Annotated in this window: 17 protein-coding genes and 1 pseudogene; 4 read left to right on the plus strand and 14 right to left on the minus strand. The window is 70.7% G+C overall.

Annotated features, from left to right (window positions below; all coding sequences use genetic code 11):
* Positions 1-8 precede the first annotated feature (8 nt).
* On the minus strand, positions 9-1,139 hold the full coding sequence (gene sucC / locus ACIPFH_RS07275; protein ID WP_401824054.1) for an ADP-forming succinate--CoA ligase subunit beta: 1,131 nt from the start codon (positions 1,137-1,139) through the stop codon (positions 9-11).
* A 187-nt stretch (positions 1,140-1,326) separates the two neighbouring features.
* Between sucC and ACIPFH_RS07280 the strand changes: the two genes are divergently transcribed.
* The 4 genes from ACIPFH_RS07280 to ACIPFH_RS07295 all read left to right on the plus strand — a co-directional run bounded on the left by ACIPFH_RS07280 (position 1,327) and on the right by ACIPFH_RS07295 (position 7,936).
* Positions 1,327-3,009 carry a thiamine pyrophosphate-binding protein gene (locus ACIPFH_RS07280; RefSeq protein ID WP_401824056.1) on the plus strand — a complete coding sequence of 561 codons (1,683 nt, stop codon included), beginning with the start codon at positions 1,327-1,329 and terminating at the stop codon, positions 3,007-3,009.
* Between the two features lie 19 nt (positions 3,010-3,028).
* Complete coding sequence (frc, locus tag ACIPFH_RS07285) at positions 3,029-4,270, plus strand: formyl-CoA transferase (RefSeq protein ID WP_401825084.1); 1,242 nt, start codon at positions 3,029-3,031, stop codon at positions 4,268-4,270.
* 4 nt (positions 4,271-4,274) lie between these two features.
* Complete coding sequence (locus tag ACIPFH_RS07290) at positions 4,275-6,419, plus strand: acetate--CoA ligase family protein (protein WP_401825086.1); 2,145 nt, start codon at positions 4,275-4,277, stop codon at positions 6,417-6,419.
* Between the two features lie 122 nt (positions 6,420-6,541).
* Positions 6,542-7,936, plus strand: coding sequence for an OFA family MFS transporter (locus ACIPFH_RS07295; protein WP_401824057.1), 1,395 nt, complete (start codon positions 6,542-6,544; stop codon positions 7,934-7,936).
* Between the two features lie 295 nt (positions 7,937-8,231).
* Here the strand turns inward: ACIPFH_RS07295 and ACIPFH_RS07300 are convergent, their stop codons facing one another.
* From ACIPFH_RS07300 to ACIPFH_RS07360, 13 genes and pseudogenes are all read right to left on the minus strand, one after another.
* On the minus strand, positions 8,232-9,284 hold the full coding sequence (locus ACIPFH_RS07300; RefSeq protein WP_401824059.1) for a sugar phosphate isomerase/epimerase family protein: 1,053 nt from the start codon (positions 9,282-9,284) through the stop codon (positions 8,232-8,234).
* 82 nt (positions 9,285-9,366) lie between these two features.
* Positions 9,367-10,815 (minus strand): nucleotide pyrophosphatase/phosphodiesterase family protein, encoded by a 1,449-nt coding sequence (locus tag ACIPFH_RS07305; protein WP_401824061.1) that lies wholly within the window; start codon positions 10,813-10,815, stop codon positions 9,367-9,369.
* A complete protein-coding gene (eboE, locus tag ACIPFH_RS07310) occupies positions 10,812-11,981 on the minus strand; it encodes a metabolite traffic protein EboE (RefSeq protein WP_401824063.1) in 1,170 nt (389 codons plus the stop codon). The genes ACIPFH_RS07305 and eboE overlap by 4 nt, the downstream gene beginning before the upstream one ends.
* Before the next feature lie 3 nt (positions 11,982-11,984).
* Positions 11,985-12,833: a TatD family hydrolase gene (locus ACIPFH_RS07315; protein ID WP_401824065.1), complete on the minus strand. Its 849-nt coding sequence runs from the start codon at positions 12,831-12,833 to the stop codon at positions 11,985-11,987.
* Positions 12,834-13,045: 212 nt separating this feature from the next.
* Positions 13,046-13,753, minus strand: a pseudogene (locus ACIPFH_RS07320) (EboA domain-containing protein); the annotation flags it as partial.
* Entirely contained in the window at positions 13,750-14,826 is a 1,077-nt protein-coding gene (locus tag ACIPFH_RS07325) for a TIM barrel protein (protein ID WP_401825088.1), read from the minus strand. The pseudogene ACIPFH_RS07320 and the gene ACIPFH_RS07325, both read right to left, overlap by 4 nt.
* 77 nt (positions 14,827-14,903) lie before the next feature.
* A complete protein-coding gene (locus ACIPFH_RS07330) occupies positions 14,904-15,911 on the minus strand; it encodes an SCO3242 family prenyltransferase (protein ID WP_401824067.1) in 1,008 nt (335 codons plus the stop codon).
* 437 nt (positions 15,912-16,348) lie between these two features.
* Positions 16,349-17,554 (minus strand): inositol-3-phosphate synthase, encoded by a 1,206-nt coding sequence (locus ACIPFH_RS07335; RefSeq protein WP_401824069.1) that lies wholly within the window; start codon positions 17,552-17,554, stop codon positions 16,349-16,351.
* A gap of 151 nt (positions 17,555-17,705) precedes the next feature.
* The gene (locus tag ACIPFH_RS07340; protein ID WP_401825090.1) at positions 17,706-19,088 is read right to left on the minus strand and encodes a ThuA domain-containing protein; all 1,383 of its coding nucleotides are present in this window, start codon (positions 19,086-19,088) and stop codon (positions 17,706-17,708) included.
* A gap of 14 nt (positions 19,089-19,102) precedes the next feature.
* Complete coding sequence (locus tag ACIPFH_RS07345) at positions 19,103-21,601, minus strand: carbohydrate-binding protein (RefSeq protein WP_401824071.1); 2,499 nt, start codon at positions 21,599-21,601, stop codon at positions 19,103-19,105.
* 216 nt (positions 21,602-21,817) lie between these two features.
* The gene (locus tag ACIPFH_RS07350) at positions 21,818-22,816 is read right to left on the minus strand and encodes a sugar phosphate isomerase/epimerase family protein (RefSeq protein ID WP_401824073.1); all 999 of its coding nucleotides are present in this window, start codon (positions 22,814-22,816) and stop codon (positions 21,818-21,820) included.
* Positions 22,817-22,837: 21 nt separating this feature from the next.
* Positions 22,838-24,046, minus strand: coding sequence for a Gfo/Idh/MocA family protein (locus ACIPFH_RS07355; protein WP_401824075.1), 1,209 nt, complete (start codon positions 24,044-24,046; stop codon positions 22,838-22,840).
* Between the two features lie 427 nt (positions 24,047-24,473).
* A complete protein-coding gene (locus ACIPFH_RS07360; RefSeq protein WP_401824077.1) occupies positions 24,474-25,535 on the minus strand; it encodes a substrate-binding domain-containing protein in 1,062 nt (353 codons plus the stop codon).
* Positions 25,536-25,545: the final 10 nt, after the last annotated feature.

Genomic DNA, 25,545 nt, shown 5'->3' on the forward strand with positions numbered 1-25,545 from the left:
TCCTCCCCTCAGACTGCGGTGGCGAGTTCGGCGGCACGGCGGGCTGCGCCGTCCATGGTGGTGGCCTGCTGGACCAGCGGATGCCGGTGCGCGTCGAGGATCGCCCGCCCCCGGGCCGCGTTGTTCCCGTCGAGCCGGACGACGAGCGGCCTGGTCAGCCGTACGGTGTCCAGGGCTCGCACGATGCCCTCGGCGACCGCGTCGCAAGCGGTGATGCCGCCGAAGACGTTGACGAGGACCGACTTCACCGCGGGGTCGGAGAGGATGACCGCCAGTCCGTCGGCCATGGTCTCGGCGGACGCCCCGCCGCCGATGTCGAGGAAGTTGGCAGGGCGTGCGCCGCAGTCCGCCACGACGTCGAGGGTCGACATGACGAGTCCGGCGCCGTTGCCGATGACGCCGACCTCGCCGTCCAGTTTCACGTAGTCGAGGCCCTTGGCCGCGGCCGCCGCCTCCAGCGGATCACCGTGCGCCGCCACCTCCGCGCCCCAACGGGCCTGCCGGAACGACGCGTTGTCGTCGAGGGTGACCTTGCCGTCGAGGGCGAGGATCTGACCCTGCCGGGTGCGCACGAGCGGGTTGACCTCGACGAGCAGGGCGTCCTCCCGGATCAGCACCTGCCACAGCCGGACCAGTACGTCCGCGGTCTGCGCGGGCAGTCCGGCCGCCGCGGCGATCTCCCCGGCCTTCGCCGAGGTGACGCCCTCGGTCGGGTCGACGGGGATACGGGCGACCGCCGCGGGCCGGGTGGCGGCGACCTCCTCGATCTCCATGCCGCCCTCGGCGGAGGCGATCGCGAGGAAGCGCCCGGCCGCGCGGTCCAACACGTAGGAGGCGTAGAACTCCGCCTCGATGTCGACGGGTTGGGCCAGCATCACCGTGCCGACCATGTGCCCGTTGATCTCCATGCCGAGGATCTGGCGAGCCGTCAGTTGTGCCGCGGCCGGATCGGCGGCGAGCCTCACACCTCCCGCCTTGCCCCGGCCGCCCGTCTTGACCTGGGCTTTCACCACCACTCGCCCACCGAGTCGGCGAGCGATCACGCACGCCTCCTTGGGCGAGTCGGTCACCTCGGCCCTGGGCACCAAGATGCCGTGTTCCGCGAAGAGTTCCCTTGCCTGGTGTTCGTACAGGTCCATCTCGGCTCCCGTCTGCGAGGTCAAGGCCGAAGTCATCGCGAGGCCGAACTCCGATGACCGAAAGTGCCGCACGCCCCCTGGACACCACCCACCGGATGCGGGATAACAAGCTTCATACAGTATTCGTCGACTGTATGCAATGTACCGCGAGAGACTTCCAACCCCTACGAAGGGACGGGACTTCGCCATGCCCGACGACACCCAGGACGTGATTTCCGGTGGTCATCTCGTTGCCAAGGCGCTCAAGGCAGAGGGGGTCGACCGCATCTACACCCTGTGCGGCGGCCACATCATCGACATCTACGACGGCTGCGTCGACGAGGGCATAGAAGTCGTCGACGTCCGCCACGAACAGGTCGCCGCCCACGCCGCCGACGGCTATGCGCGCATCACCGGCAGGCCCGGTTGCGCGGTCGTCACGGCAGGACCCGGCACCACCGACGCCGTCACCGGTGTCGCCAACGCCTTCCGCGCGGAGTCCCCGATGCTGCTGATCGGCGGCCAGGGGGCGCTCAGCCAGCACAAGATGGGGTCCCTGCAGGACCTTCCGCACGTCGACATGATGACGCCGATCACCAAGTTCGCGGCTGCCGTACCGGACACGGCGCGCGCGGCGGACATGGTGTCGATGGCGTTCCGCGAGTGCTACCACGGTGCGCCCGGCCCCGCCTTCCTGGAGATCCCGCGCGACGTCCTCGACGCCAAGGTGCCGACGGCGAAGGCCCGTGTGCCGAGGCCCGGCGCCTACCGTGCCTCGACCCGCTCGGCCGGCGACCCCGAGGCGGTCGAGAAGCTCGCCGACCTGCTCGTGCACGCCGAGAAGCCCGCGATCCTGCTGGGCAGCCAGGTGTGGACGACCCGGGGCACCGAGGCGGCCGTCGAGCTGGTGCGCACGCTGAACGTCCCGGCCTACATGAACGGCGCCGGCCGCGGCACCCTGCCTCCGGGCGACCCGCACCACTTCCAGCTGTCCCGCCGCTACGCCTTCTCGAACGCCGACGTGATCGTGATCGTCGGCACGCCCTTCGACTTCCGCATGGGGTACGGCAAGCGGCTGTCACCGGACGCGACGGTCGTCCAGATCGACCTCGACTACCGCACCGTCGGCAAGAACCGCGACATCGACCTCGGGATCGTCGGCGACGCCGGGCTGGTGCTGAAGTCGGTGACCGAGGGCGCCTCCGGACGTATCAACGGGGGTGCGTCCAAGCGCAAGGAGTGGCTCGACGAGCTGCGCGCGGCCGAGCGGAGCGCCCTCCACAAGCGCCTGCCGCACCTGCGGTCGGACGCCTCCCCCATCCATCCCTACCGTCTGGTCAGCGAGATCAACGACTTCCTCACCGAGGACTCGATCTACATCGGCGACGGCGGCGACATCGTCACCTTCTCCGGGCAGGTCGTGCAGCCCAAGTCGCCGGGCCACTGGATGGACCCGGGTCCGCTGGGCACCCTCGGCGTCGGCGTCCCGTTCGTGCTGGCGGCCAAGCAGGCGCGGCCCGACAAGGAGGTCGTCGCCCTCTTCGGTGACGGCGCGTTCTCCCTCACCGGCTGGGACTTCGAGACCCTCGTCCGCTATGACCTCCCGTTCGTCGGCATCGTCGGCAACAACTCCTCCATGAACCAGATCCGCTACGGCCAGGCCGCCAAGTACGGCCCGGAGCGCGAGCGGGTCGGCAACACCCTGGGCGACGTCCACTACGACAAGTTCGCGCAGATGCTGGGCGGTCACGGCGAGGAGGTGCGCGACCCCGCCGACATCGGCCCCGCGCTGCGACGCGCCCGCGAGTCCGGGAAGCCCTCGCTGATCAACGTCTGGGTCGACCCCGACGCCTACGCCCCCGGAACGATGAACCAGACGATGTACAAGTGAGGTGCCCCCGATGACCCCCATGACAGGAACGACGGCCAAGGCCCTCGAAGGCGTCCGCGTCCTCGACATGACGCACGTCCAGTCGGGCCCGTCCGCCACCCAGTTGCTCGCCTGGCTCGGCGCGGACGTCGTCAAGCTGGAGGCGCCGACCGGTGACATCACGCGCAAGCAGTTGCGCGACCTCCCGGACGTCGACTCCCTCTATTTCACGATGCTCAACTGCAACAAGCGGAGCATCACCCTCAACACCAAGACCGAACGAGGCAAGGAGATCCTCACCGAGCTGATCCGGCGCTCCGACGTCATGGTCGAGAACTTCGGTCCGGGCGCGGTCGACCGTATGGGGTTCACCTGGGAGCGCGTCCAGGAGATCAATCCGCGGATCGTCTATGCCTCCATCAAGGGGTTCGGGGACGGCCCGTACACCAACTTCAAGGCGTACGAGGTCGTCGCGCAGGCCATGGGCGGGTCGATGTCGACCACCGGTTTCGAGGACGGGCCGCCGCTGGCGACGGGGGCCCAGATAGGGGACTCGGGGACGGGCGTGCACGCCGTGGCGGGGATTCTCGCGGCGCTGTACCAGCGGGAGAACACCGGGCGTGGGCAGCGGGTCAACGTGGCCATGCAGCACGCCGTACTGAACCTGTGCCGGGTGAAACTGCGGGACCAGCAACGCCTGGCACACGGACCGCTCGCCGAATATCCCAACGACGACTTCGGCGACGAGGTTCCCCGGTCCGGAAACGCGTCCGGCGGCGGCCAGCCCGGCTGGGCGGTCAAGTGCGCGCCGGGCGGCCCCAACGACTACGTGTACGTCATCGTGCAGCCCGTCGGATGGCAGCCGCTCAGCGAGCTGATCGGCCGGCCCGAGCTGGCCGGCGACCCCGAGTGGGCGACCCCCGAGGCCCGGCTGCCGAAGCTCGGCAAGATGTTCCAGCTGATCGAGGAGTGGTCCTCGACGCTGCCCAAGTGGGAGGTGCTGGAGAGGCTCAACGCGCACAACATCCCGTGCGGGCCGATCCTGTCCACCAAGGAGATCATCGAGGACGAGTCGCTGGTCGCCAACGAGATGGTGGTCCGCGTACCGCATCCGCGGCGCGGCGAGTTCGTGACCGTGGGCAGCCCGCTCAAGCTCTCCGACTCCCCCGTCGAGGTGACCGGTTCACCGCTGCTCGGCGAGCACAACGAAGAGGTGTACGTCGGCGAACTCGGCCTCGGGGACGAGGAACTGCGCCTGCTCAAGTCGAACGGGGTGATCTGACGTGATGGCTGAGGACCGGGTGCTCAGGGTGCGCTCGCTGCTCGACGCGGTGCGGGCCGACGGGCGGACCGCGCTGACCGCGCCCGAGGGCAAGGTGGTCGCCGACGCCTACGGGATCGCCGTACCGGGCGAGGAACTGGCGAGGGACGTCGAGGAGGCCGTCGCGTACGCGGCGCGCTTCGGCGGTCCGGTGGTGATGAAGATCGTCTCGCCGGACATCCTGCACAAGACCGACGCCGGCGGAGTGGTCGTCGGGGTGGAGGGCGCCTCGGACGTGCGGGCGGCGTTCCACCGGATCGTCGAGAACGCGCGAGCGTACGACGCCGACGCCCGTGTCGAGGGCGTACAGATCCAGGAGCTGCTGCCGAAGGGCCAGGAGGTCATCGTCGGGGCGGTCACCGATCCGACGTTCGGCAAGGTCGTGGCCTTCGGGCTCGGCGGGGTGCTCGTCGAGGTCCTCAAGGACGTCACCTTCCGGCTGGCACCGGTGAACGCCGACGAGGCACTGTCGATGCTGGACTCGATCCGGTCGGCGGAGATCCTGCGCGGGGTGCGTGGACAGGCCGCGGTGGACCGGTGGGCGGTCGCCGAACAGATCCGCCGGGTGTCCCGGCTGGTCGCGGAGTTTCCGGAGATCGCCGAGGTCGACCTCAACCCGGTGATCGCCACGGCCGACGGCGCGGTCGCCGCGGACATCCGGGTGATCCTGTCCGACACCCCCGTGAAGGAGCGCCGACGCTACACGCGCGCGGAGATCCTCACCTCGATGCGCCGTCTGATGGAGCCGACCTCCGTCGCGGTGATCGGTGCCTCCAACGAGCAAGGCAAGATCGGCAACTCGGTGATGCGCAACCTCGTCGACGGCGGTTTCGCCGGGGAGATCCATCCGGTGAACCCCCGGGCCGATGACATCTTGGGCCGCAAGGCGTACAAGAGTGTCACCGACGTCCCCGGAGAGGTGGATGTGGCGATCTTCGCGATACCCGCCAAGTTCGTGGCCTCGGCCCTGGAGGAGGTGGGACGCAAGAACATCCCGAACGCCGTGCTGATCCCCTCCGGGTTCGCGGAGACCGGGGAGCACGCGCTCCAGGACGAGATCGTGGCCATCGCCGAGCGGTACGGCGTGCGGCTGCTCGGACCGAACATCTACGGCTACTACTCGACCTGGCAGGACCTGTGCGCCACGTTCTGCACGCCGTACGACGTCAAGGGCGGCGTCGCGCTGACCTCGCAGTCCGGTGGCATCGGAATGGCCATCCTGGGCTTCGCGCGCACCACGAAGACGGGCGTGTCGGCGATCGTCGGGCTCGGCAACAAGTCGGACCTGGACGAGGACGACCTGCTGACCTGGTTCGGCGAGGACCCGCACACCGACTGCATCGCGATGCACCTGGAGGACCTCAAGGACGGCCGCGCCTTCGTCGAGGCCGCGCGGGCGACCGTACCGAAGAAGCCGGTCGTCGTCCTGAAGGCGGGCCGTACGGCGGCGGGCGCGAAGGCGGCCGGCTCGCACACCGGGGCGCTCGCCGGCGACGACGCCGTCTACGACGACATCCTGCGGCAGGCGGGCGTCATCAGGGCACCGGGGCTGAACGACATGCTGGAGTACGCGCGCGGGTTGCCGGTGCTGCCCACTCCCCAGGGCGACAACATCGTGATCATCACGGGCGCGGGGGGCAGCGGTGTCCTGCTGTCGGACGCGGTGACCGACAACGGTCTCGCCCTGATGGAGATCCCGCCGGACCTGGACGCGGCGTTCCGGGAGTTCATCCCGCCCTTCGGCGCGGCGGGCAACCCGGTCGACATCACCGGGGGTGAGCCGCCGTCGACGTACGAGGCGACGATCCGGCTGGGGCTCGAGGATCCGCGCATCCACGCGCTGGTGCTCGGCTACTGGCACACGATCGTCACTCCCCCGATGGTCTTCGCGGAGCTCACCGCGCGCGTGGTGGGCGAGTTCCGCGAACGCGGCATCGAGAAGCCCGTCGTGGCGTCGCTGGCGGGTGACGTCGAGGTCGAGGAGGCCTGCCAGTACCTCTACGAACGGGGTGTCGTGGCCTATCCGTACACGACGGAGAAGCCGGTGGCGGTGCTCGGCGCCAAGTACCGGTGGGCGCGCGCGGCAGGACTGTTGGGGGGCGGTTCATGAGGTGACCCAGGCACGGGGTCGGCCGACGGTGCGCGTCGGCCGACCCGGGACCCGAGCGCACACGAAAGGCATTGGACAGGGGGCGCTGGCCAGAACTTTCGACGCAAGGGGTGCTGAGCGACATGACAACCACCGACTACTCGACGTCCCTCCCCTACCGGGAGGTGACCGACCGCAACGGCCGCGTGTACCGGATCGGCGAGAGCGACCGGGACATCATGGGGCGGCCACGCTGGACCATGGTGCTCCTCCCCTGGATGGGCATGCTGGGGATCAGCTCCTCGGAGTACGCGTTCACGTCGGCCGAGGACACACTGCACGGGGCCCACCTGTGGAGCAGTGGGCACATCTTCTGGCTGATGGGCGTCTGGGTGTTCTTCCAGGCCGCCGTGGCCTTCCCGGCCGGGCAGTTGCGGGAGAGCGGCAGGCTGCCCGCGCGGTACGCGATGATGCTCGGCGCGCTGGGCACGGTCCTCGGTTATGTGTCCCTCGCGTACGCGCCGCACGTCGTCGTCGCCTATCTCGGCTTCGGCATGTGCAGCGGCATCGGCGCCGGCCTCGTCTACGCGACCTGCGTGAACATGGTCGGCAAGTGGTATCCGGAGCGCAAGGGCGGCAAGACCGGCATGGTCAACGGCGGTTTCGCCTACGGCTCGGTGCCCTTCGTGTTCCTGTTCACGTCGTACATGGACCTGAGCAACTACGAGAGCGTGCTGGTGATGGTGGGCCTCGTCTGCTGCTCCGTCGTGGCGTTCGCGGGGTGGTTCTTCAAGGACCCGCCGAAGAACTGGTGGCCTGCCCATGTCGACCCGCTGAAGCTCACCGACGACCCGAAGATCCGCCGGGCGCTGCGGAAGAACCCGCCGGCCGTGAAGCAGTACACCCCGAAGGAGGCTGCCCGTACCCCTGTCCTGTGGATGATGTGGTTCTGTCTGCTGTGCACGGCCGGTATCAACATCTTCGGTATCGCCTTCCAGGTGCCGTTCGGCAAGGACATGGGCTTCGCCGGCGGGATCGTGGCCACGGCCATGTCACTGAAGGCGATCGTCAACGGCACCGGGCGCGGGATCATCGGCTGGATCTCCGACCGTTGCGGACGCCGCCAGACCCTGATCATCGTCTGCCTCGTGCTGGGCACCGCACAGTTCGGCGTGCTGGTCTCCGGCCGGATGGGCAGCATGCCGTTCTTCCTGTTCTGCTCCATGGTCTCCGGTTTCGGCGGCGGCGCGATCTTCCCGCTGTTCGCCGCGATGACCGCGGACTACTTCGGTGAGAACAACAACGCCAGCAACTACGGCATGGTCTACAGCTCCAAGCTGATCTCCGGCCTGGTGGGCTCCGGGGTCGGCTCCATCGTGGTCCGGGTGTGGGACTACGAGGGCGCGTTCGTCCTGGCAGGCGGCATCGGGCTCGCCTCCGCGGTACTGGCGCTCTTCCTCAAGGCGCCCGGCAGGCCCGGGGCGGCCGGTCGTCGGATCGTCCCCAACCCGCAGCCGCTCGGCGAGGAAACGGCCTGACAGGACGGAAGGTCCCCTCCCGGCCGACAGCTCTTCGACCGACGCCGTACATCGTCCCTACCGAGAGATGACCGACTCCCGGGTCGCGTCTGCCCCATCGGCGAGACCGACCGCCACCTCCTCGGTCACGCGCGCGAGCTCGTGATCTGCCAGCCGCTGATCACCCGCGCGTCGGCCGCCCGGCCCCAGCACACAGGCTGACGACGCACACGCGTGTGGAGGCCCACCCCGTCGCCTCCTGGGGGTGGGCCTCCACACGCGTGTGCGCCCGATCAGCGCATCCGGCGCTCGATGCTCAGCACTTCTCGCGCAACGAGTGCAGATGTGCGCTCGACTTACGTGCGAACGCGAACGATTCGACCGGGTTGTCGTGCTCGACCTGCCAGTGGTGGGCCAGGCGCTCGCCGCGCAGCCGGGTGACGGCGGAGAGGAACCGCTGGTAGTCGATGTCGCCGTCACCGACGTCGACCATGCGGTACCCGAACTGGTTCGCGGGATCGCTGACGCCGTCCTTCACGTGGAAGAGCGGATAGCGGTGCGGCTGCCTCAGCACGTAGTCCAGCGGCTCGAAGGGCGCGGCCGTACCGTCGGCCCGCTTCGAGAAGCGGAACTGGCCGGCGTACGCCCAGAAGATGTCCATCTCCAGGAACACCAGGTCGGGGTCGGTCTCGGCGAGCAGTACGTCGTAGAGACGGACCTTGGGGTTGTCGGTCGCGAAGCCGAACTCGTCGGAGTGGTTGTGCTGGTAGAACTTCATGCCGCGGGCCCTCGCCGCCGCTCCGTACGTGTTGAACTCCTCGGCCGCGCGCTTCCACGCGTCGACGGTGGAGCCGTAGCGGAACGGGCCGGAGGCGGTGCCGATGTGCTTGAGGCCGAGAGCCTGGGCGTCGTCGAGGACCTTGGTGAGGTTCTGGGCGAAGGTGTAGGCGTTCGGGTCGCTCGCGTAGTAGCCGACGTGGCTCCCGATCGGCGTCAGACCGTTGTTGCGGGCCAGCCACTTGAGCTGGGCGAGGGTGATGGGGCCGGCGGAGCCCTGGGTATAGCCGGCGAACTCGACCTCGTCGTACCCGTACTTCTCCAACTCGGCGAAGACGGCGGCGAAGCCCAGCGTGGAGACCTTGTCGCGCAGGCTGTAGAGCTGGATACCGAGGCGGCCGGGGGGCAGGACGGGACGGCCCCGGCCGGTGGCCGCGGCAGCGGCAGCGGTGCCGGTGGCGGGCGCCGCACCGGCCGGCGTGGCGGCGGCCCCCAGCAGCGCGGCCGCGGTGGCTCCCGCAGCGACGCCGAGCATTCCTCGTCTGGTCAGGCGGTGGGTGAGTTCGGGGTCGATGTCGGAGATGCGGCTCATGTCTGGAACTCCTCGGGATCGGAGGGCGTTGTCAGTGATGAGTGCTCCACTTGTGACCGGTCGGCAACCGGCCGGCAACCGGTCAGCCGAGACCGGCCAGTTGGAGCAGCAGTGCTTTCACGTCGGTGGCCGCGACGCGGTCGCCGAGCGAACGGGGGGTGGAGCAGATGAGGAGCGGACCGTCGTCGTCGCTCGCGGGAAGGCGGCCGTGGCTGCCGCGAATAGGTGACGGATCGAGGGGCACGACCGCCATGCGGTAGCGCAGGCCCAGCTTCTTGCGGGCCAGGGCGGTGGCCGCCTTGACCTTCACATAGGGGTCGAGCGGATCCATGAACAGCTCGACCGGGTCGTAGCCGGGTTTGCGATGGATCTCGACGAGCCGTGCGAAGTCGGGCGCGCGGGCGTCGTCGAGCCAGTAGTAGTACGTGAACCAGGCGTCCGGCTCCGCCACGGCGACGAGTTCGCCGGAGCGCGGGTGGTCGAGGTGATGCGCCTTCTTGCCCTCGTCGTCGAGGAGCAGCTCGATCCCGGGCAGTCCGGTGAGTGCGGACCGGGCGGCCTCCAGGTCCTCGGGACGGCGTACATAGACGTGGGCGAGCTGGTGATCCGCGACCGCGAAGGCACGGGACGCCATCGGGTCGAGGTACTCCATGCCGTCCTGGGTGTGCACCTCGAGCAGGCCCGCGCGGCGCAGGGCGCGGTTGATGTCGACGGGCCTGCTCACCCGGGTGATGCCGTATTCGGAGAGGGCTACGACGGTCCGGCCCTGCGCCCGGGCGTCGGCCAGGAGCGGGGCCATGGCGGTGTCCAGGGCGGCGGCCGCCCGCAGGGAACGCGGGTCGTCGGGGCCGAAACGCTGGAGGTCGTAGTCGAGGTGCGGGAGGTAGCACAGGGCCAGGTCGGGCCGGCGGGTGCGCAGGATGTGGCGGGTCGCGTCGATGATCCACCGGCTGGAGACCAGGTCCGCGCCCGGTCCCCAGAAGTGGAAGAGGGGGAAGGTGCCGAGTTTCTCGGTGAGTTCGTCGTGCAGGGCCGGGGGCCGGGTGTAGCAGTCGGGCTCCTTGCGGCCGTCGGAGTAGTAGATCGGGCGGGGGGTGACGGTGAAGTCGGTGTCGGCGCCCATGGCGTACCACCAGCAGATGTTGGCGACCGTGTAGCCGGGGTACGTCCGGCGGGCGGCGTCCCACAGCTTGTCCCCGGCGACGAGACCGTTGTGCTGCCGCCACAGCAGGACGTCGCCGAGCTCGCGGAAGTACCAGCCGTTGCCGACGATGCCGTGCTCCGCGGGGTACGTGCCGGTGAGGAAGGTGGACTGCGCGGCACAGGTGACGGCCGGCAGGACGGTCCCGAGCGGCGCATGGGAGCCCGACTGGGCGAGGGTCTTGAGACGGGGCATGTGATCGAGCAGACGGGGGGTGAGACCGACGACGTCGAGGACGAGGAGGGGGACCGGGGCCTTGGGGCCGGTGCTGTGGGCGTCGGGTGCGGGCCGGCCCTGGGGTCCCGTGCCGGGGGACACGAAGCTGCTCATGGGAGCTCCTTGAGACCGAGGTCCGTCAAGAGGTCGCGTGCCAGAGCGAGTTCGGCGGCGATGCCGTCGGCGAGCTGGGCTCGGGACCGGGGCCGCAGTTCGGGCGGGAGGGCCTGCCAGGTATAGGTCTCGACCTCGAGGTGACGGGTGAGCGGATGGGGGCCTCCGACCAGGCGGCCGAGCGCGCCTTTGAGCGCCGGGAGCGTGGAGGTGAGGGGCGCGGCGGGGGCCGCGTGCAGCGGGACGTGGAAGTGGGCGCGCCAGGGGCCGGCGTCGGACAGGTCCGTGCCGGCGAGGGCCTCGCCGAGGTCGTCGGTGCCGCGCAGGCCGGTGGCGGTGAGGGTGCGGGTCTGGTGCAGGAAGCGGGGTTCGTCGAATGCGGCGAGCGCTTCACGGACGGCGGGGAGAGAGGGGCGCTCGGCGTGCAGTGCGGCCGACAGCTGGGATTTGACGATGGCGACGCGGCCTTCGGCGAGCGCGTCCAGGGCGGCGTGCGGGTCTTCGAAGGAGGTGGCGAGATGACAGGTGTCGACACAGACACCGATACGGGGATGACCGACGGCCGTGAGCGGGGCGAGGGCGTCGGCGGTGGTCTCGACGATGCAGCCGGGTTCCGGTTCGAGTCCGACGCGGACGGAGCGGCCGGTCAGCTCCGCCAGCGCGTCCAGACGTTCGGCGAGGGTGTGCAGGGCGGAGCGGGCCGTCTCGGCGCGTTCACCGTTCCACGCGGTGCGCCAGCCGAGGGGGAGGGTGGAGATGGTGCCCTCGGTGACATCGTCGGGGAGCAGCCCGGCGAGGACACGGGCCAGAGCGGTGGTGTGCTCGAGTCGTTCACGGTCGGCCCAATCGGGCTTGTACACACGGTACTTGACCTTCTCGGCGCCGAATCCCTCGTACGGGAAGCCATTGAGGGTGACGACCTCGAGGCCGCGCCGGTCGAGTGCGGTGCGCAGCCCGCGCAGGGCCGACGGGTCGGTGTCGAGGGCCCGGGCGGCGTCCCTGGCCAGCCACAGGCCGATGCCGAGCCGGTCGCGGCCGAGGCGGCGCCGGACGGGTTCACAGTGGTCCCGAAGTTGCGTGAGGACGCCGTCGAGCGTCTCGGCCGGGTGGACATTGGTGCAGTAGGCGAGATGGACCGTGGTGCCGTCCGGGTGCCGGAAGCGCATCGGTCACTCCCCTCCGCGCAGGATGGAGTTGCCCTCGTGGGTGAGGTGGGGCGGGGACATCTCGAGGGTGAGGCGGCCACTGAGGCCGTAGAAGGCGAGCGGGTTGCGCCACAGGACGAGATCGACGTCGTCCTCACTGAAGCCCTCCGCGAGCATGAGGTCGGCGACCCTTCGGGTCTTGAGCGGATCGCTCCTGCCCCAGTCCGCGGCTGAGTTGACGAGGACCTTCTCCGGGCCGTACAGGCGGAGGATCTCGATCATGCGGGTCTCGTCCATCTTGGTGTCGGGATAGACGGAGAAGCCCAGCCAGCAGTCGGCGTCCTTCGCCTCCTTCACGGTCGTCTCGTTGAGGTGGTCGAGCAGGACCCGGTCCGGGGACAGAGCGGATTCACGGACGACGTCGAGGGTGCGGCGCAGCCCGGCGAGCTTGTCGCGGTGCGGGGTGTGCACGAGGGCGGGCAGGGCGTGGTCGGCGGCCAGCTGGAGCTGGGCGGCCAGGGCGGTGTCCTCGGCGGGGGTCATCGAGTCGTAGCCGATCTCGCCGACGGCCACGACATGGTCTTTGACGAGATACCGCGGCAACTCGTCCAGGACGGCGGCGCAGCGCGGGTCGTTGGCCTCCTTGGGGTTGAGGGCGAGCGCGCAGTGATGGGCGATGCCGTACTGCGCGGCCCGGAAGGGCTCCCAGCCGAGCAGCGAGTCGAAGTAGTCGAGGAAGGAGGCGGGCGAGGTACGGGGCTGCCCCAGCCAGAAGGACGGCTCGACGACGGCACGGACGCCGGCCGCGTGCATCGCCTCGTAGTCGTCGGTGGTGCGCGAGGTCATGTGGATGTGGGGGTCGAAGATGCGCATCAGGACTCCTTGCCGTGGGGGTGGGCCGGGCGGTGGGGACGGCCCGTGCCAGGGGGGTCCGTGCGGTCGGGATCCGTGCGGTCCAGATCTGCGCGGTCGAGGTTTGCGCGGTCGGGATCTGCGCGGTGCGTGTCCGTTTGGTGGAGGTCCGTCATGTGCGGGTGCGGGGTCTCCGGGCCGGGTCGGTGGGGGCCGGTTGATTCCGATGGCGGTGTGGTCGGCGATGAGGTCGGGCGGGAGCGGGGTGGGACGGAAGTGTCCGAGCCGGTCAGGGTCAGGACGCGTTGCAGGTCCCGGGGGACGGGGCGGCCCGCGGCGGTGCGTTCGGCTGCGTAGTCGCCGAGCATGCGGGCGAGTTCGGTGTCGGCGCGGGCGCGCTGTTCGAGGCCCGCCACCTCGTCGACCGGCACACCGGCGAAGAGGCACTTCAGGACGGCGTGGCGCCAGGCATGGGCGTCGAGGTGGTGGGCGGCGTAGGGGCCGACGGCGGCGGCCAGGAGCCGCGTGTCATGCGTGCGCAGGGCGTCCTCGACCAGCGGGAGAGCGTCGGGGCCGGACACGAGGTGGGGCAGTGCGAGCAGGACCGCGCGACGCTCGTCGGCGGTGCCCTGGGTGTAGACGCGGGCCAGGGCGTCCGGGTCGGCACGGGCCGCGCGCAGGATGAGCACGCGGGCGGCGTCGGCGTACCGGCTTCCGCAGCGGCGGCCCGTCTCGGCGAGGCGCAGCTCCCACACCGAGATGGGGCCATGAGTGCCCGGGTGGGCGGCGGCCTCGTCGAGGGCCTGCCGGAACCAGTCGCGGGCGGATGCGTCGAGGTGGGCGTCGAGGTGGCTGTGCAGGGCGTCGAGGGGAGTGGGGGCCGGGATGGGGCCCGTGTGTCCCGCTCCCGGGGTTGCCGGGGCGACGTGGGGGTGGGTCATGGGGTGCTGCTCCCTTCTGGGGTGACGGAGGGCTCGCCTGGTGGTGTGACGGTCGGGTTCGGTGCCGGGGACGACCGGCTCGCGTGTGGGGCGGCGGGGGTGGTCCGCTGCCGGTCGCCGGGACCGGAGGTCGGGTCGGTGGTCGGGTCGGCGGTTGAGCCGGTGGTTGAGCCGGCGGTTTCGATCGGCGGGGAGGGCGACTGTGGGTCGGTGTGGGCAGGGGCGCGGACGGATGCCGCCGCGCGGCGGAGGAACGGGAGGGAGGCTTCGGCGTAGTGCGGGCCGGCATGGGAGTGACGGGGCAGTTCGACCACCGTCAGCCCCCGGTAGCCGGTGTCGGCCAGGGCGGCGAGGACGGGCGGGAAGTCGATCTCGCCCTCTCCGAGAGGAAGGTGTTCGTGCACCCCCCGGCGCATGTCCTCGATCTGGACATGACGCAGCCAGGGAGCTGCGGCGCGTACGCAGTCGGCGGGAGGGAGTGGCTCCAGGCACTGGCAGTGGCCGATGTCGAGGGTGAGGCCGAGCAGCGCCGGATCGTCCAGGGTGCGGCGGAGCCGGTGGAAGTCGGCGAGGGTCGCCAGCAGGTGACCGGGTTCGGGTTCGATGGCGAGGGGGACGCCGGCGGTTGCGGCGGTGTCCAGAACGGGGGCGAGGGTCTCGGCGAGGCGCTGCCAAGCGGTGTCCGCGTCCGTTCCCGGCGGAGGTGTCCCGCTGAAGCAGTGGACGGCGTGCGCACCGAGGTCTCCGGCGATCCGAACGGCGCGCAGCAGCAGGTCGACGCGGCGGGCGCGGTCGTCCGGCTCCGGGTCCAGGAGGGAGGGGCCGTGCTTACGACGCGCGTCGAGGACATAGCGGGCACCGGTCTCGACGGTGACAGTCAGACCGAGCGCGTCGAGTCGGCGCGCGATGCGCCGGGTGTGGACGGCAAGGTCCGGGGCGAGCGGGTCGAGGTGCATGTGGTCGAGCGTCAGTCCGACGCCGTCGTAGCCGAGGTCGGCGAGCAGGGCGAGGGCGTCGTCGAGGCGGAGATCGGCGAGGCCGTTGGTGCCGTAGCCGAAGCGGAGCGGGGGCAGGGGCGCGAGCGAGGGCGGGACGGTCACCCGCGGGGCCTTCTCCTGGGAACCGCTCGCGCGGCCCGCGGGTCCGAGGTTCACGTGATGCTCACCAGCCTCGCGAAGCGCCGGGCGACCGGCGCCAGGGCAGCGGTGAGCAGCGCGGTGGCGGTGGCTCCGGAGCGGGCGAGGAGGGCGGCCTGGAGCGGAATGACGGCGCGGATGCCGGCGCCGACCGCTTGTTGCGTGAGCGGGGGCGACGGGTTGAGGGAGGCGTGCAGGTAGGGGCGGGCCGTGGTGGAGGCATAGGCGGTGGCGAGGGCTGCGGTCACCGGCGTCGGCAAGCGGTGTGCCGGACGATGGCCGCCCGCTGGGCCCGGCAGCTCTTGGCGGTCCGGTGACTGTCCGCCGGGTGACCGTAGGTTCGGTGACCATGGGTTCGGTGACCATGGGTTCGGTGACCGTTGCTCCGGTGGTCGGCCGGGTGCCAGGGGGCGCTGCAACAGCCAGGCCAGCGCGCCAGTCGTGGCCAGCGCCGCCAGGGCGGCCGTCGGAGTGCCCTCGCGGGTCTCCTGGCGGGACAGGGTCGTGACCGCGCACGTGTGCGTCGCGAGGAATGCCGCGGAGGGAAGAGCCGGGCGTGTGCGGCCTGCGGTGGCCGCTGCACCGAGGAGGAGGTCCAGGCCTCGGGCGGTTCCCATGGCGAACGGGCCCACGGGCGTGTGCTTCAGGGCCAGGTCGTAGGACCAGACGGTGGCGGCGAGGGGAACCGCGAACGTCAGGGCAGGGCGGCCGGCCCGGGCGGCCAGGGCGAGGCCGGCGGCGGTGAAGGCACAGGCCGCCGTGAAGGCGGCGGTGGGGCTCACGCGGCCGGAGGGAAGGGGGCGATGGGGACGTTCGGCAGCGTCCTCCGCACGGTCCGCCCAGTCGTTGAGAACCATGCCGGCCTCGTACAGGCACAGGGAGGAGCCGATGGCGAGCAGGGTCCGGTGGTCGGGGCGCGCGGAGAGTGCGCCCGCGCCCGCCAGCGCATCGCCGGGGACCGTGAACAGCGCGGGCAGCCGCAGCAGTTCGGCCCAGGCCGGCAGCACCCGAGCCCGGCTCACCTCCGAAGTACCGCCGGCCCCAGCCGCCCACCCGTCCGACCCACCGGTCCCCGAAGCCCCCCGCTCGCCCGACGCACCGGCATCCGAAACCACCCGCTCCTCCGACCTACCGGTCCCCGAAGCCCTCCGTCCATCAGCAGCCCGCCCCTCCGACGCACCGGCATCCAAAGCCACCCACTCCTCCGACCTACCGGCTCCCGAAGCCCCCCGGCCATCAGCAGCACGCCCCTGCGACGCACCCGCATCCAAAGCCCCCCACTCGCCCGACCTACCGGCTCCCGAAGCCCCCCGGCCGTCAGCAGCACGCCCCTCCGACGCAGCGGCATCCGTATCTACCCCGTTGCACGGCGGACCGGCCTCCGCAGCCGGTTGCCCGTCCGGCGTGGCGGCTGCTGCGGCTACCCGTCCGACGCCTCCGTGCACCGGTCGGCTCCCGCTCATCCCGCCTCCCCGCCGGACCTCGTCGCGTGATGGCGCGGCGCCCCGGGTGTCTCCGGTTCGCCGCGTTCGTCGCCCGCACCCCTGCCGTCGTTCAGCCGTCGGGCGAACCGCTCCAGCTGCGCGTGCTGCTCCGCCAAGGCCGACGGGGCGTCGCCCACGGGGTCCTTGAAGAAGAAGGCGAGTTCGGTGAGCGGGCCGGACAGGGCGGCTTCGTGGGCCCGGGCGGTAAGGCGGGCCAGGTCGAGGACGAGGGGTGCGGCCAGCGCGGAGTCGCACCCCTGCCAGATGGTCTGGAGGATCATGCGGGTGCCGAGGAAACCGTCGAAGGCGACGTGGTCCCAGGCGGTCTTCCAGTCCCCCAGCACGGGGACGTCGTCGATGTGGACCCGGCCCTCGGGAGTGGTGCCGAGAGTGTCGGCGAGGACGCGTTCCTTGCCGGCGTTCTTCGCCTCGGCGGCGGCCGGGTCGGCGAGGGCCGCTCCGTCACCGCCGCCGAGGAGGTTGGTGCCGGACCAGGCCCGGACGGCGAGCGCCCGCTGGGCGAACATCGGCCCGAGGGCGGAACGCAGCAGCGTCTGACCGGTCTTGCCGTCGCGGCCGGCGTACGGCAGCCCGCTGGACTCCGCCAAGGTCGCCAGTGCCGGGTGGTGCAGTCCCGTGGACGGTGTGAAGTTCACGTACGGGCAGCCGGCGCGGAGGGCGGCGGCCGCGTACAGCGAACTCGGGGGCAGTGCGGCACCGGTCGCCGCCGGTTCCGTCGAGGCCACGTTCACCACCACCGCGCGCGCCAGACCGCTCCGGCGCACGAAGTCGCGTATGTCCGCGGCGAACTCGCTGATCAGCCGCTCGTCACCGCGGGCGTCTCCCGGAACGGGGCCTCCGGGTCTGATCTCCCGGTCGGCGGCCTCGAGTTCGGCGTCGACCGCCGCGGGGAGGCCCGCCGGGAGGACTCCTCCGGCCGCGAGCTGCTCGGCGCGTTTGGGCAGAGGACAGTCGCTGGTGTCGTGCCCGCCGAAGACGAGGGAGGACAGGGCGGGCAGGCCGCTGTCGGCGAAGGCGGGCTTCTCGGTGACCAGGCCCGTCGGAGGGTGCAGGCCGGCCGTCACGGCGGCGCACCCCGCGACCACCGTGGTGGCCACGGAACCGCGGGCTCCGATCAGCCAGACGCCGACGCGCGGGGGACGGGAAAGGGACGCGGACATGGGCAGCCTCCTTGTCGTGCGCGAACCCCGGAGAACGAGGAGGGAGGAAGGGAGAACGAACGGGTGGAAGAGGGCCGGAAGTCCGGCGCCGTGTGGCGTCGACGTGGTGGTGACGGCGGGCGGGGGTCCGGCGTCCCCCGCCCGCCGCCGTTCAGTCGCCCTCGGGGGGCAGTTCCTTGATCCGGACATCGCGGAAGGACACCTGGTCGTCGGCTCCGTGGTTCTGCATGCCGAGGTGCCCGTCGCGCAGACTCCGGGCCGGATCCGTGTTGGTGAAATCGTTGATCTTCACGCCGTTGAGCCAGACCCGGAGGCGTTCGCCCTCCACCCGGATCTCGAACGTGTTCCACTCCCCCGGCGGGTTCAGCGCCCGGTCCCGCTTCTTCAGGTCCGCGGACCTGAAGCCGTAGACCGACCCGGTGGTCTTCTCGGGGACGTCCGTGGCGTCGATCTGGATCTCGTAGCCGTTGTTCACGGCGGACCACGGGTCATCGGACGGCGGGAAGCCCACGAACACGCCGGAGTTGTCGTCGCCGGAGTCGCCCGGGCCTCCGGCCGTGGTCTTCCAGTCGAGTTTCAAGGAGTACGCCCCGAAGCTCCGACCCGCGTACCAGAGGAGCCCCATACCGCCCGTCGACGTCAGCGTGCCGTCGTCGGAGAGGGTGAAAGAGCCTGGTCCGGCCTGCTGCCAGCCCTCCAGGTTCGTGCCGCCGAAGAGCGGACGGTATCCGTTCTCCGGTCGACAGTCCGCCTGGACCTCGGCGACCGCATACAGTATCCCGCCCAGCAGGTGTGTGCGGAATGCCGGATCCGCGTAGGACTCCTTGGTGTGGCCGCCCCCGGTGTAGAAGGCCCGACCGCCCTGATAGTTCTGGCACCAGGCGATCGGGTGATCGCCGTTCATGGTCCCGCCCGTGTACGAGTCCTCGTCGAGCGAGGCCAGGACGTGCGCCCGCTCGCGCGGATTCGAGCGGTAGTCGTACCACTCGTCGGTGCGGTTCCAGGTGCGGGCGAGAGCCGAGGTCGCCGGGTGGGCCCGGTCCTCGACGACGACCGTCGCGGGCTGGATCGCCGGGTGCGACTGGAACCAGGCACCGACGAGGCCGCCGTAGAACGCCCAGTCGTACTCGGTGTCGGCCGCCGCGTGGACCCCGACGTAGCCGCCGCCGTGCCGGACATAGCCCTCGAAGGCGGCCTGTTGGGCGGCGTCGAGCACATCTCCGGTCGTCGACAGGAAGACGACGGCGTCGTAGCGCCGCAGGTTCACCGGTGTGAACGCGGCCGCGTCCTCGGTGGCGTCGACTCCGAACCCGCCTGTCGCGCCGAGCTCCCGCATCGCCCTGACGCCGTCCGGGATCGAGTCGTGCCGGAAGCCGGCGGTCTTGGAGAAGACCAGCACCCGTTTCCCGCCGCCCCCTGCCCCGCTGTCTGCGTGCCCGCTGCCCCCGGAGTGCGAGGCGGCCGGGCCCGAGACGCCGCCGAGGAGCAGCGCCGCGCCGAGAACGATGGCGGCCAGTCGGCCGGTTGTCCGCATCATGTGCCCTCCTCTCAGCCGGTGGTGAGGGTGAAGTCGTCCACGTCGAAGAGGGCGCCCGAGCCGCCCTTGAAGACGAGGTAGAGCGTGGTGGTGCCGCGCGGCGCGCGGGACAGGCCGGCGCTGACGTCCTGGAAGTTCTCCCAGCCACCGGTCACCGGGACGGCGGCCTTGCCCAGCAGGGTGCCGGTCGGCGAACCGGTGCGGATCTCCAGCGTTCCGCCGGCGCCGCCCGAGGAGACGCGCGCCGTGAGCTTCTCGGCGTTGCCGACGGCGTACGGCGTGAAGGAGATCCAGTCGCCGCTGTCGATGTCACCGACCGTCCTGCCGCCGTGGGCGACGTCCTTGGTGACGACCGTGACGCCGGAGGAGTCGCCGTAGTGTTCGGCCTGCCGGTGGCGCGGCTGGAGGACGCTCTGGTCGTGCGAGGTCAGCGGGGCCTGGCCGCCGCCTCCGCCGTCGGTGTACTCGGCGTCGAGGACCCCGAAGATGTTGGCGTCCTCGTCGTGGCCGCCGTCGGCACTGGTCCGGAGGGTGCCGCTGCACCCGTTCGCCGAGGTGACCGGGTGTCCGTGGCTGTCGTGGCCGAGGATGAAGGTGACCTCGACCTTGGAGCAGTCGACCGCCTTGCCGTCCTCCGGGTCGGTGACCTTCACCTTGAACGGGATCGCGTCACCGAAACCGAACAACTGCCCGTCCTTCGGTGTCTCCAGCACCACCTTCGGGGCCGTGTTCCCCACCACGATCTGCACCCCGGCGCTGCCGGTGCGGCCGGAGCCGTCCTCGGCGGTCAGGGTCGCGGTGTACGTCCCGTTCTTCTTGTACTTGTGCGTGGGCGCCGCGGCCGTCGAGGTGCCGCCGTCGCCGAAGTCCCAGCGGTAGGTCAGCGCGTCGCCGTCCTGGTCGGTGGTGCCCGCGGAGGAGAAACGTACCTTCAGAGGGGCCTGGCCCGAGGTGCGGTCGGCCGCGGCCTGAGCGACCGGCGAGTGGCCGTCGGTGGCGTTCTCGATGCGGTACAGACCGGAGTGCTCGTCACCGCCGAACCATGCGGTGCCGTAGTCGAGGACGTACAGCGCCCCGTCTGGACCGAACGCCATGTCCATCACCTGGGTGCCGGTCCACGGGACGGAACTGATCGACTGCACGGCCCCGTTCGCGTCGCCGACGATCCGCTTGATCCAGCGGCGGCCGAACTCTCCGGCGAAGAAGTTCCCGTCGTACGCCTCCGGGAACTTCACCGGCGAGTCGAGCGAGGCGTCGTAGTGGTAGACGGGGCCGCCCATCGGGGATTCGGAACCGTCGCCGAACTCGGGCACCGACGGTCCGTTGTACGGGATCCAGGCGGGCTGGGCCGGCGGCAGGTCGGTAAGTCCGGTGTTGTGCGGCGAGGTGTTCTTCGGGGCGTTGCAGTCGAAGCGGGCTCCGGAAACACCGGTCGCGAAATCGTATGCGACATACGGGTCATTGGCTCCCGTGCAGAACGGCCACCCGAAGTTGCCGGGGCCGGTGACACGCGCGAACTCCACCTGCCCGGCCGGTCCGCGCGCCGGGTCGGCGGCACCGGCGTCGGGGCCGTAGTCGCCGACGTAGAGAACGCCCGTGGCCTTGTCGACGCTGAAGCGGAAGGGATTGCGGAAACCCATCGCGTAGATCTCGGGGCGCGTCCTGTCGGTGCCGGGCGCGAACAGGTTGCCGTCCGGGACGGCGTACGAACCGTCCCCGTTCACCTTGATGCGCAGGATCTTGCCGCGCAGGTCGTTGGTGTTGCCGGCGGAACGGCGGGCGTCGAACGCGGGATTGCGTCCGTCGCGTCCGTCGATGGGCGTGAAGCCGTCCGACTGGAAGGGGTTGCTGTCGTCTCCGGTGGACAGGTAGAGGTTCCCCGCCGCGTCGAAGTCGATGTCTCCGCCGACATGGCAGCACAGGCCGCGCGAGGCGGGCACGTCGAGGATCTTCTTCTCGCTCGGGACGTCGAGCGTGCCGTCCGTCTTCAGCACGAAGCGGGAGAGGCGGTTCACTCCGTCGAAGGGAGCGAAGTCGGCCGCCGTCCCGGTCTCGGGGGCGTCGCCCGCCGGGGTGTCCAACGGCGGTGCGTAGTACAGGTAGATGAAGCGGTTGGCCGCGAACTCCGGGTCCACGCCGATGCCTTGCAGGCCCTCCTCGTCGTGCGAGTACACGTCGAGCTTGCCCGCCAGCCGCGTGTTGCCCGCGGCGTCGGTGAGTCGGAGTTCACCGTCGCGTGAGGTGTGCAGCACGGAGCGGTCCGGCAGCACGGCGAGCGACATGGGCTCGCCGACCTCGGCCTCCCCCTTGGCGAGGGTGACCTGCTGGAAGTCCTCGGCTGCCGCGGCCACGGGAGCGGCGACGGCCGCGCCGGCCCGGGGTGCGGCGAGGGTGAGTGACGCGCCTGCCAGCAGGGCGCCGCTCAGGAGGGCGATGGCTTTGCGCAGCCGAGGACCTCGTCTGTGCGTCTCGGCTCTACGGGTACCGGTGGTGGGGTCGTTCCCGTGCACGGGTGCCTCCAGAAAGGGGCTGGTTGTACGGGCGGGTGCGAGCGCCGGGATGCGCCGTCATCCCGGTTCCTGATGGGTGGTCGGAGTGCGCTGTGGGGAGCGCGCTCACGTCAGTAGGCCTGATGGGCCCGATCGGCCTGACAGGCCTATCGGACCGATAGGCCCGGTAGGCCCGGTAGGCCCGGTAGGAGCTGTCGGCTCGGTGGCTCGGTCGGCTCAGTTGCCGAACGCCGCGTCGAAGGAGGCCGACGGCGGCTCGAAGTCGTAGGCCCGCAGGCGGGTCAGGGCCTCGGGGGCGCCCTGGAGCCGGTCCATGCCGGCGTCCTCCCATTCCACGGAGATCGGGCCCCGGTAGTCGATGGAGCGCAGCATGCGGAAGACGTCCTCCCAGGGGACGTCGCCGTGACCGGCGGAGACGAAGTCCCAGCCGCGTCGCGGGTCACCCCAGGGCAGATGGGAGCCGAGGCGCCCGTTGCGGCCGTCGAGGCGCTTGCGGGCCTCCTTGCAGTCCACGTGGTAGATCCGGTCACGGAAGTCCCACAGGAAGCCGACCGGGTCGAGGTCCTGCCACACGAAGTGGCTGGGGTCGAAGTTGAGGCCGAAAGCCGGGCGGCGGTCGACCGCGTCCAATGTGCGTACGGTCGTCCAGTAGTCGTAGGCGATCTCGCTGGGGTGGACCTCGTGCGCGAACCGCACGCCCTGCGCGTCGAAGACGTCGAGAATGGGGTTCCAGCGCTCCGCGAAGTCCTCGTAGCCGCGCGCGATCATCGACTCGGGCGCCGGCGGGAACATGGCAACCAGATGCCAGATGGCGGAGCCGGTGAAGCCGATGACCGTGTCGACGCCGAAGGCGGCCGCGGCCCTCGCGGTGTCGGCGATCTCGGCGGCGGCTCGCTGCCGGACGCCCTCCGGCTCACCGTCGCCCCAGATGCGCGCGGGCAGGATGGCCTGGTGGCGTTCGTCGATGATGGCGTCGCAGACGGCCTGCCCCACCAGATGGTTGGAGATGGCCCAGCACTTCAGGCCGTACTTGTCGAGGAGTTGGTGCCGGGACTCCACGTAGCCGGGATCCGCGAGCGCCTTGTCGACATCGAAGTGGTCGCCCCAGCAGGCGAGTTCGAGCCCCTCGTAGCCGAAGTCGCGGGCGAGCCGGCAGACCTCCTCCAGGGGCAGGTCGGCCCACTGGCCGGTGAAGAGTGTGAACGTACGCGGCATGCTCCAGGCCCTCCTTGGTCCTCAGTCGGCGATCGGGGTGTAGACGGAGTTCTTCTCGGCGCTCTCCTCGACCGCCGCCAGGACGCGCTGCACCTGTAGTCCGTCGGCGAAGGAGGGCTCGGGGCGGCGGCCCTCGGCGACGGCGTGCACCAGGTCACGGGCCTGATGGACGAAGGAGTGCTCGTATCCGAGGCCATGGCCCGGCGGCCACCAGGCGTCCAGGTAGGGATGATCGGGTTCGGTCACGAGGATGCGGCGGAAGCCGGCGTGCGTACCGGGTTCGGTGCCGTCGTGGAACCAGAGTTCGTTGAGGCGCTCGAGATCGAAGGCCAGTGAACCGCGTTCACCGTTGAGTTCGAGACGCAGCGCGTTCTTGCGACCGGTGGCGAACCGGGTCGCCTCGAACGAGGCGAGCGCACCGGAGGCGAAACGACCGGTGAACAGCGCGGCGTCGTCGACGGTGACCGTGCCGGTACCGCCGGCGGAAGCCGCGCTCAGGCCGCTCGTCGGACCGCCGGGCAGCGGCCGCTGCCGTACAAAGGTCTCGGTGATCGCGGAGACGCCCGCCAGCCGCTCCCCCGACAGGTGCTGTGCGAGATCGACGATGTGCGCGCCCAGGTCGCCGAGCGAACCGGAGCCGGCCAGTTCCCTCCGCAGTCGCCAGGTCAGCGGGAACCCCGGGTCGACGAGCCAGTCCTGAAGGTACGTCACGCGTACGTGCCGCAGCGTTCCCAGCCTGCCCTCGGCAACCATCCGCCGGGCCAGGGCGGTGGCGGGGACCCGGCGGTAGTTGAAGCCGACCATCGCCAACTGGCCGCGCTCGTACGCCGCTTCGGCGGCGCGGGCCATGGTCTCGGCCTCTTCGACGGTGTTCGCGAGGGGCTTCTCGCACAGGACGTGTTTGCCGGCTGCCAGTGCCGCTACGGCGATCTCGGCGTGGGAGTCGCCGGGGGTGCAGATGTCGACCAGGTCGACGTCGTCCCGGGCGATCAGAGCACGCCAGTCGGTCTCGGTCGCCGCCCAGCCGTGCCGGTCTGCCGCCGCCCGCACGGCGGAGTCGTCACGGCCGCAGAGCACGGCGAGGACCGGGCGGCGGGGGAGGTCGAAGACCCGTCCCGCGGTACGCCAGCCCTGGGAGTGGGCGGCGCCCATGAACGCGTAACCGATCATCCCCACCCGGAGCGGCTGCTTGCCGGCCTCCGGTCCTGCTGACTGATGCGGCTGTTCCATACGGTTGTCCTCCTTGTCGTCGTGGCACGGTGGGGGGTGGGACGCCGTTCGGGCGCACGGCCCCGAGCCACCAGCGGACGCCCGGGGAGCCTGGCGCCGGTGGACGGGCCCGATCCGGTCCGGTGGGCGGGTTCGCGCGGGCGGGGAGCGGCTCGAACCTGGCACGCCCGCCGGGAAGTCCCATAAAAAGCCACCAAGGGATCGGCCCTTCCCGGCCAATGAGCGGATGCGACCTCCATCGGGCAGCACCCAGCTTCGGAAAACGGTGGCCGCCCGCCGCCTGTCGCCCGCCGCCCGCCGCCCGCCGCCTGTCGCTCGTCGCCTGACGCCTGACGCCTGACGTCCGTATCCAATGGCCCCTGGCCGACAGCTCGTGCGCCGTGGACGAACCCGGTGGCGTGCTCACGCCCCCCGGACAGCGCGCGCCCTACTTGAAGCCGGTGGACATGTACTGGTCGACGTTGGTCTTGTCGACGACCGCCGAGTAGAGGGTGATCGAAGCGGGGATCTCGTACTCGGCGAGGCCGCCAATGCCCTTGCCCTGGCCGAGGGCACGGGCGAGGTCGATGGCGGAAGCGGCCATGGTCGGCGGATAGAGAACGGTTGCCTTCAGGACGCCGTTGTCCTGCTTGATCGCCTGGAAGGCGGCGAGCGCGCCCGCGCCGCCGACCATGAGGAAGTCGTCACGTCCGGCCTGCTCGATGGCGCGCAGCGCGCCCACCCCCTGGTCGTCGTCGTGGTTCCACAAGGCGTCGAACCTGGACTGCGCCTGGAGGAGTTGTGCCATCTTGGCCTGCCCGGACTCGACCGTGAACTCGGCGGCCTGACGGGCGACCTTCTTGACGTTGGGGTAGTTCCTCAGGGCGTCGTCGAAGCCCTGGGTACGCTGCTTGGTGAGCTCCAGGTTGTCCAGGCCGGCCAGTTCGATCACGCGGGCGTCGGACTTGCCCTTGAGTTTCTCCCCGATGTAGTGACCGGCGTTGAGACCCATGCCGTAGTTGTCACCGCCCACCCAACACCGGTACGCCTGAGGTGTGTTGAAGATCCGGTCGAGGTTGACGACGGGGATGCCCGCGCGCATCGCCTTGAGACCGACCTGGGTGAGGGCCTTGCCGTCCGCGGGCAGCACGACCAGGACGTCGACCTTCTTGTTGATGAGGGTCTCGATCTGGCCGATCTGCTGGGCGGTGTCGTTCGAGCCCTCGGTGATCTCCAGCGTCACGTCGGAGTACTTCTTCGCGCGCTTCTCGGCGTTGTCGTTGATGGCGTTGAGCCACCCGTGGTCGGCCTGCGGCCCGGCGAAACCGATGGTGACCTTCTTGCCGGGCTTGTCGTCGGCGGCCGGCTGGTCGTTCGCGGCCGGCTCCTCGTCCTTGGAGTCGTTGCTGGTGCAACCCACGAGGAGGGTGCCGGCCGAGACGGCGGCGGCTCCGAAGAGCATTCCTCTGCGACTGGTGAAGCGGTGCGTGAAAGGTGTCTGCTCTGGCATGGCGGTGAAC

Origin of the sequence: Streptomyces sp. NPDC088157, from assembly GCF_044741545.1 — a bacterium.
GTDB lineage: Bacteria > Actinomycetota > Actinomycetes > Streptomycetales > Streptomycetaceae > Streptomyces.

What these genes read in the sequence shown, in the direction of transcription:
- sucC (WP_401824054.1), bottom strand. Translation starts at nt 1,139, where the DNA reads ATGGACCTGTACGAACACCAGGCAAGGGAACTCTTCGCGGAACACGGC.
- ACIPFH_RS07280 (WP_401824056.1), top strand. Translation starts at nt 1,327, where the DNA reads ATGCCCGACGACACCCAGGACGTGATTTCCGGTGGTCATCTCGTTGCC.
- frc (WP_401825084.1), top strand. Translation starts at nt 3,029, where the DNA reads ATGACAGGAACGACGGCCAAGGCCCTCGAAGGCGTCCGCGTCCTCGAC.
- ACIPFH_RS07290 (WP_401825086.1), top strand. Translation starts at nt 4,275, where the DNA reads ATGGCTGAGGACCGGGTGCTCAGGGTGCGCTCGCTGCTCGACGCGGTG.
- ACIPFH_RS07295 (WP_401824057.1), top strand. Translation starts at nt 6,542, where the DNA reads ATGACAACCACCGACTACTCGACGTCCCTCCCCTACCGGGAGGTGACC.
- ACIPFH_RS07300 (WP_401824059.1), bottom strand. Translation starts at nt 9,284, where the DNA reads ATGAGCCGCATCTCCGACATCGACCCCGAACTCACCCACCGCCTGACC.
- ACIPFH_RS07305 (WP_401824061.1), bottom strand. Translation starts at nt 10,815, where the DNA reads ATGAGCAGCTTCGTGTCCCCCGGCACGGGACCCCAGGGCCGGCCCGCA.
- eboE (WP_401824063.1), bottom strand. Translation starts at nt 11,981, where the DNA reads ATGCGCTTCCGGCACCCGGACGGCACCACGGTCCATCTCGCCTACTGC.
- ACIPFH_RS07315 (WP_401824065.1), bottom strand. Translation starts at nt 12,833, where the DNA reads ATGCGCATCTTCGACCCCCACATCCACATGACCTCGCGCACCACCGAC.
- ACIPFH_RS07335 (WP_401824069.1), bottom strand. Translation starts at nt 17,554, where the DNA reads ATGTCCGCGTCCCTTTCCCGTCCCCCGCGCGTCGGCGTCTGGCTGATC.
- ACIPFH_RS07340 (WP_401825090.1), bottom strand. Translation starts at nt 19,088, where the DNA reads ATGCGGACAACCGGCCGACTGGCCGCCATCGTTCTCGGCGCGGCGCTG.
- ACIPFH_RS07350 (WP_401824073.1), bottom strand. Translation starts at nt 22,816, where the DNA reads ATGCCGCGTACGTTCACACTCTTCACCGGCCAGTGGGCCGACCTGCCC.
- ACIPFH_RS07355 (WP_401824075.1), bottom strand. Translation starts at nt 24,046, where the DNA reads ATGGAACAGCCGCATCAGTCAGCAGGACCGGAGGCCGGCAAGCAGCCG.
- ACIPFH_RS07360 (WP_401824077.1), bottom strand. Translation starts at nt 25,535, where the DNA reads ATGCCAGAGCAGACACCTTTCACGCACCGCTTCACCAGTCGCAGAGGA.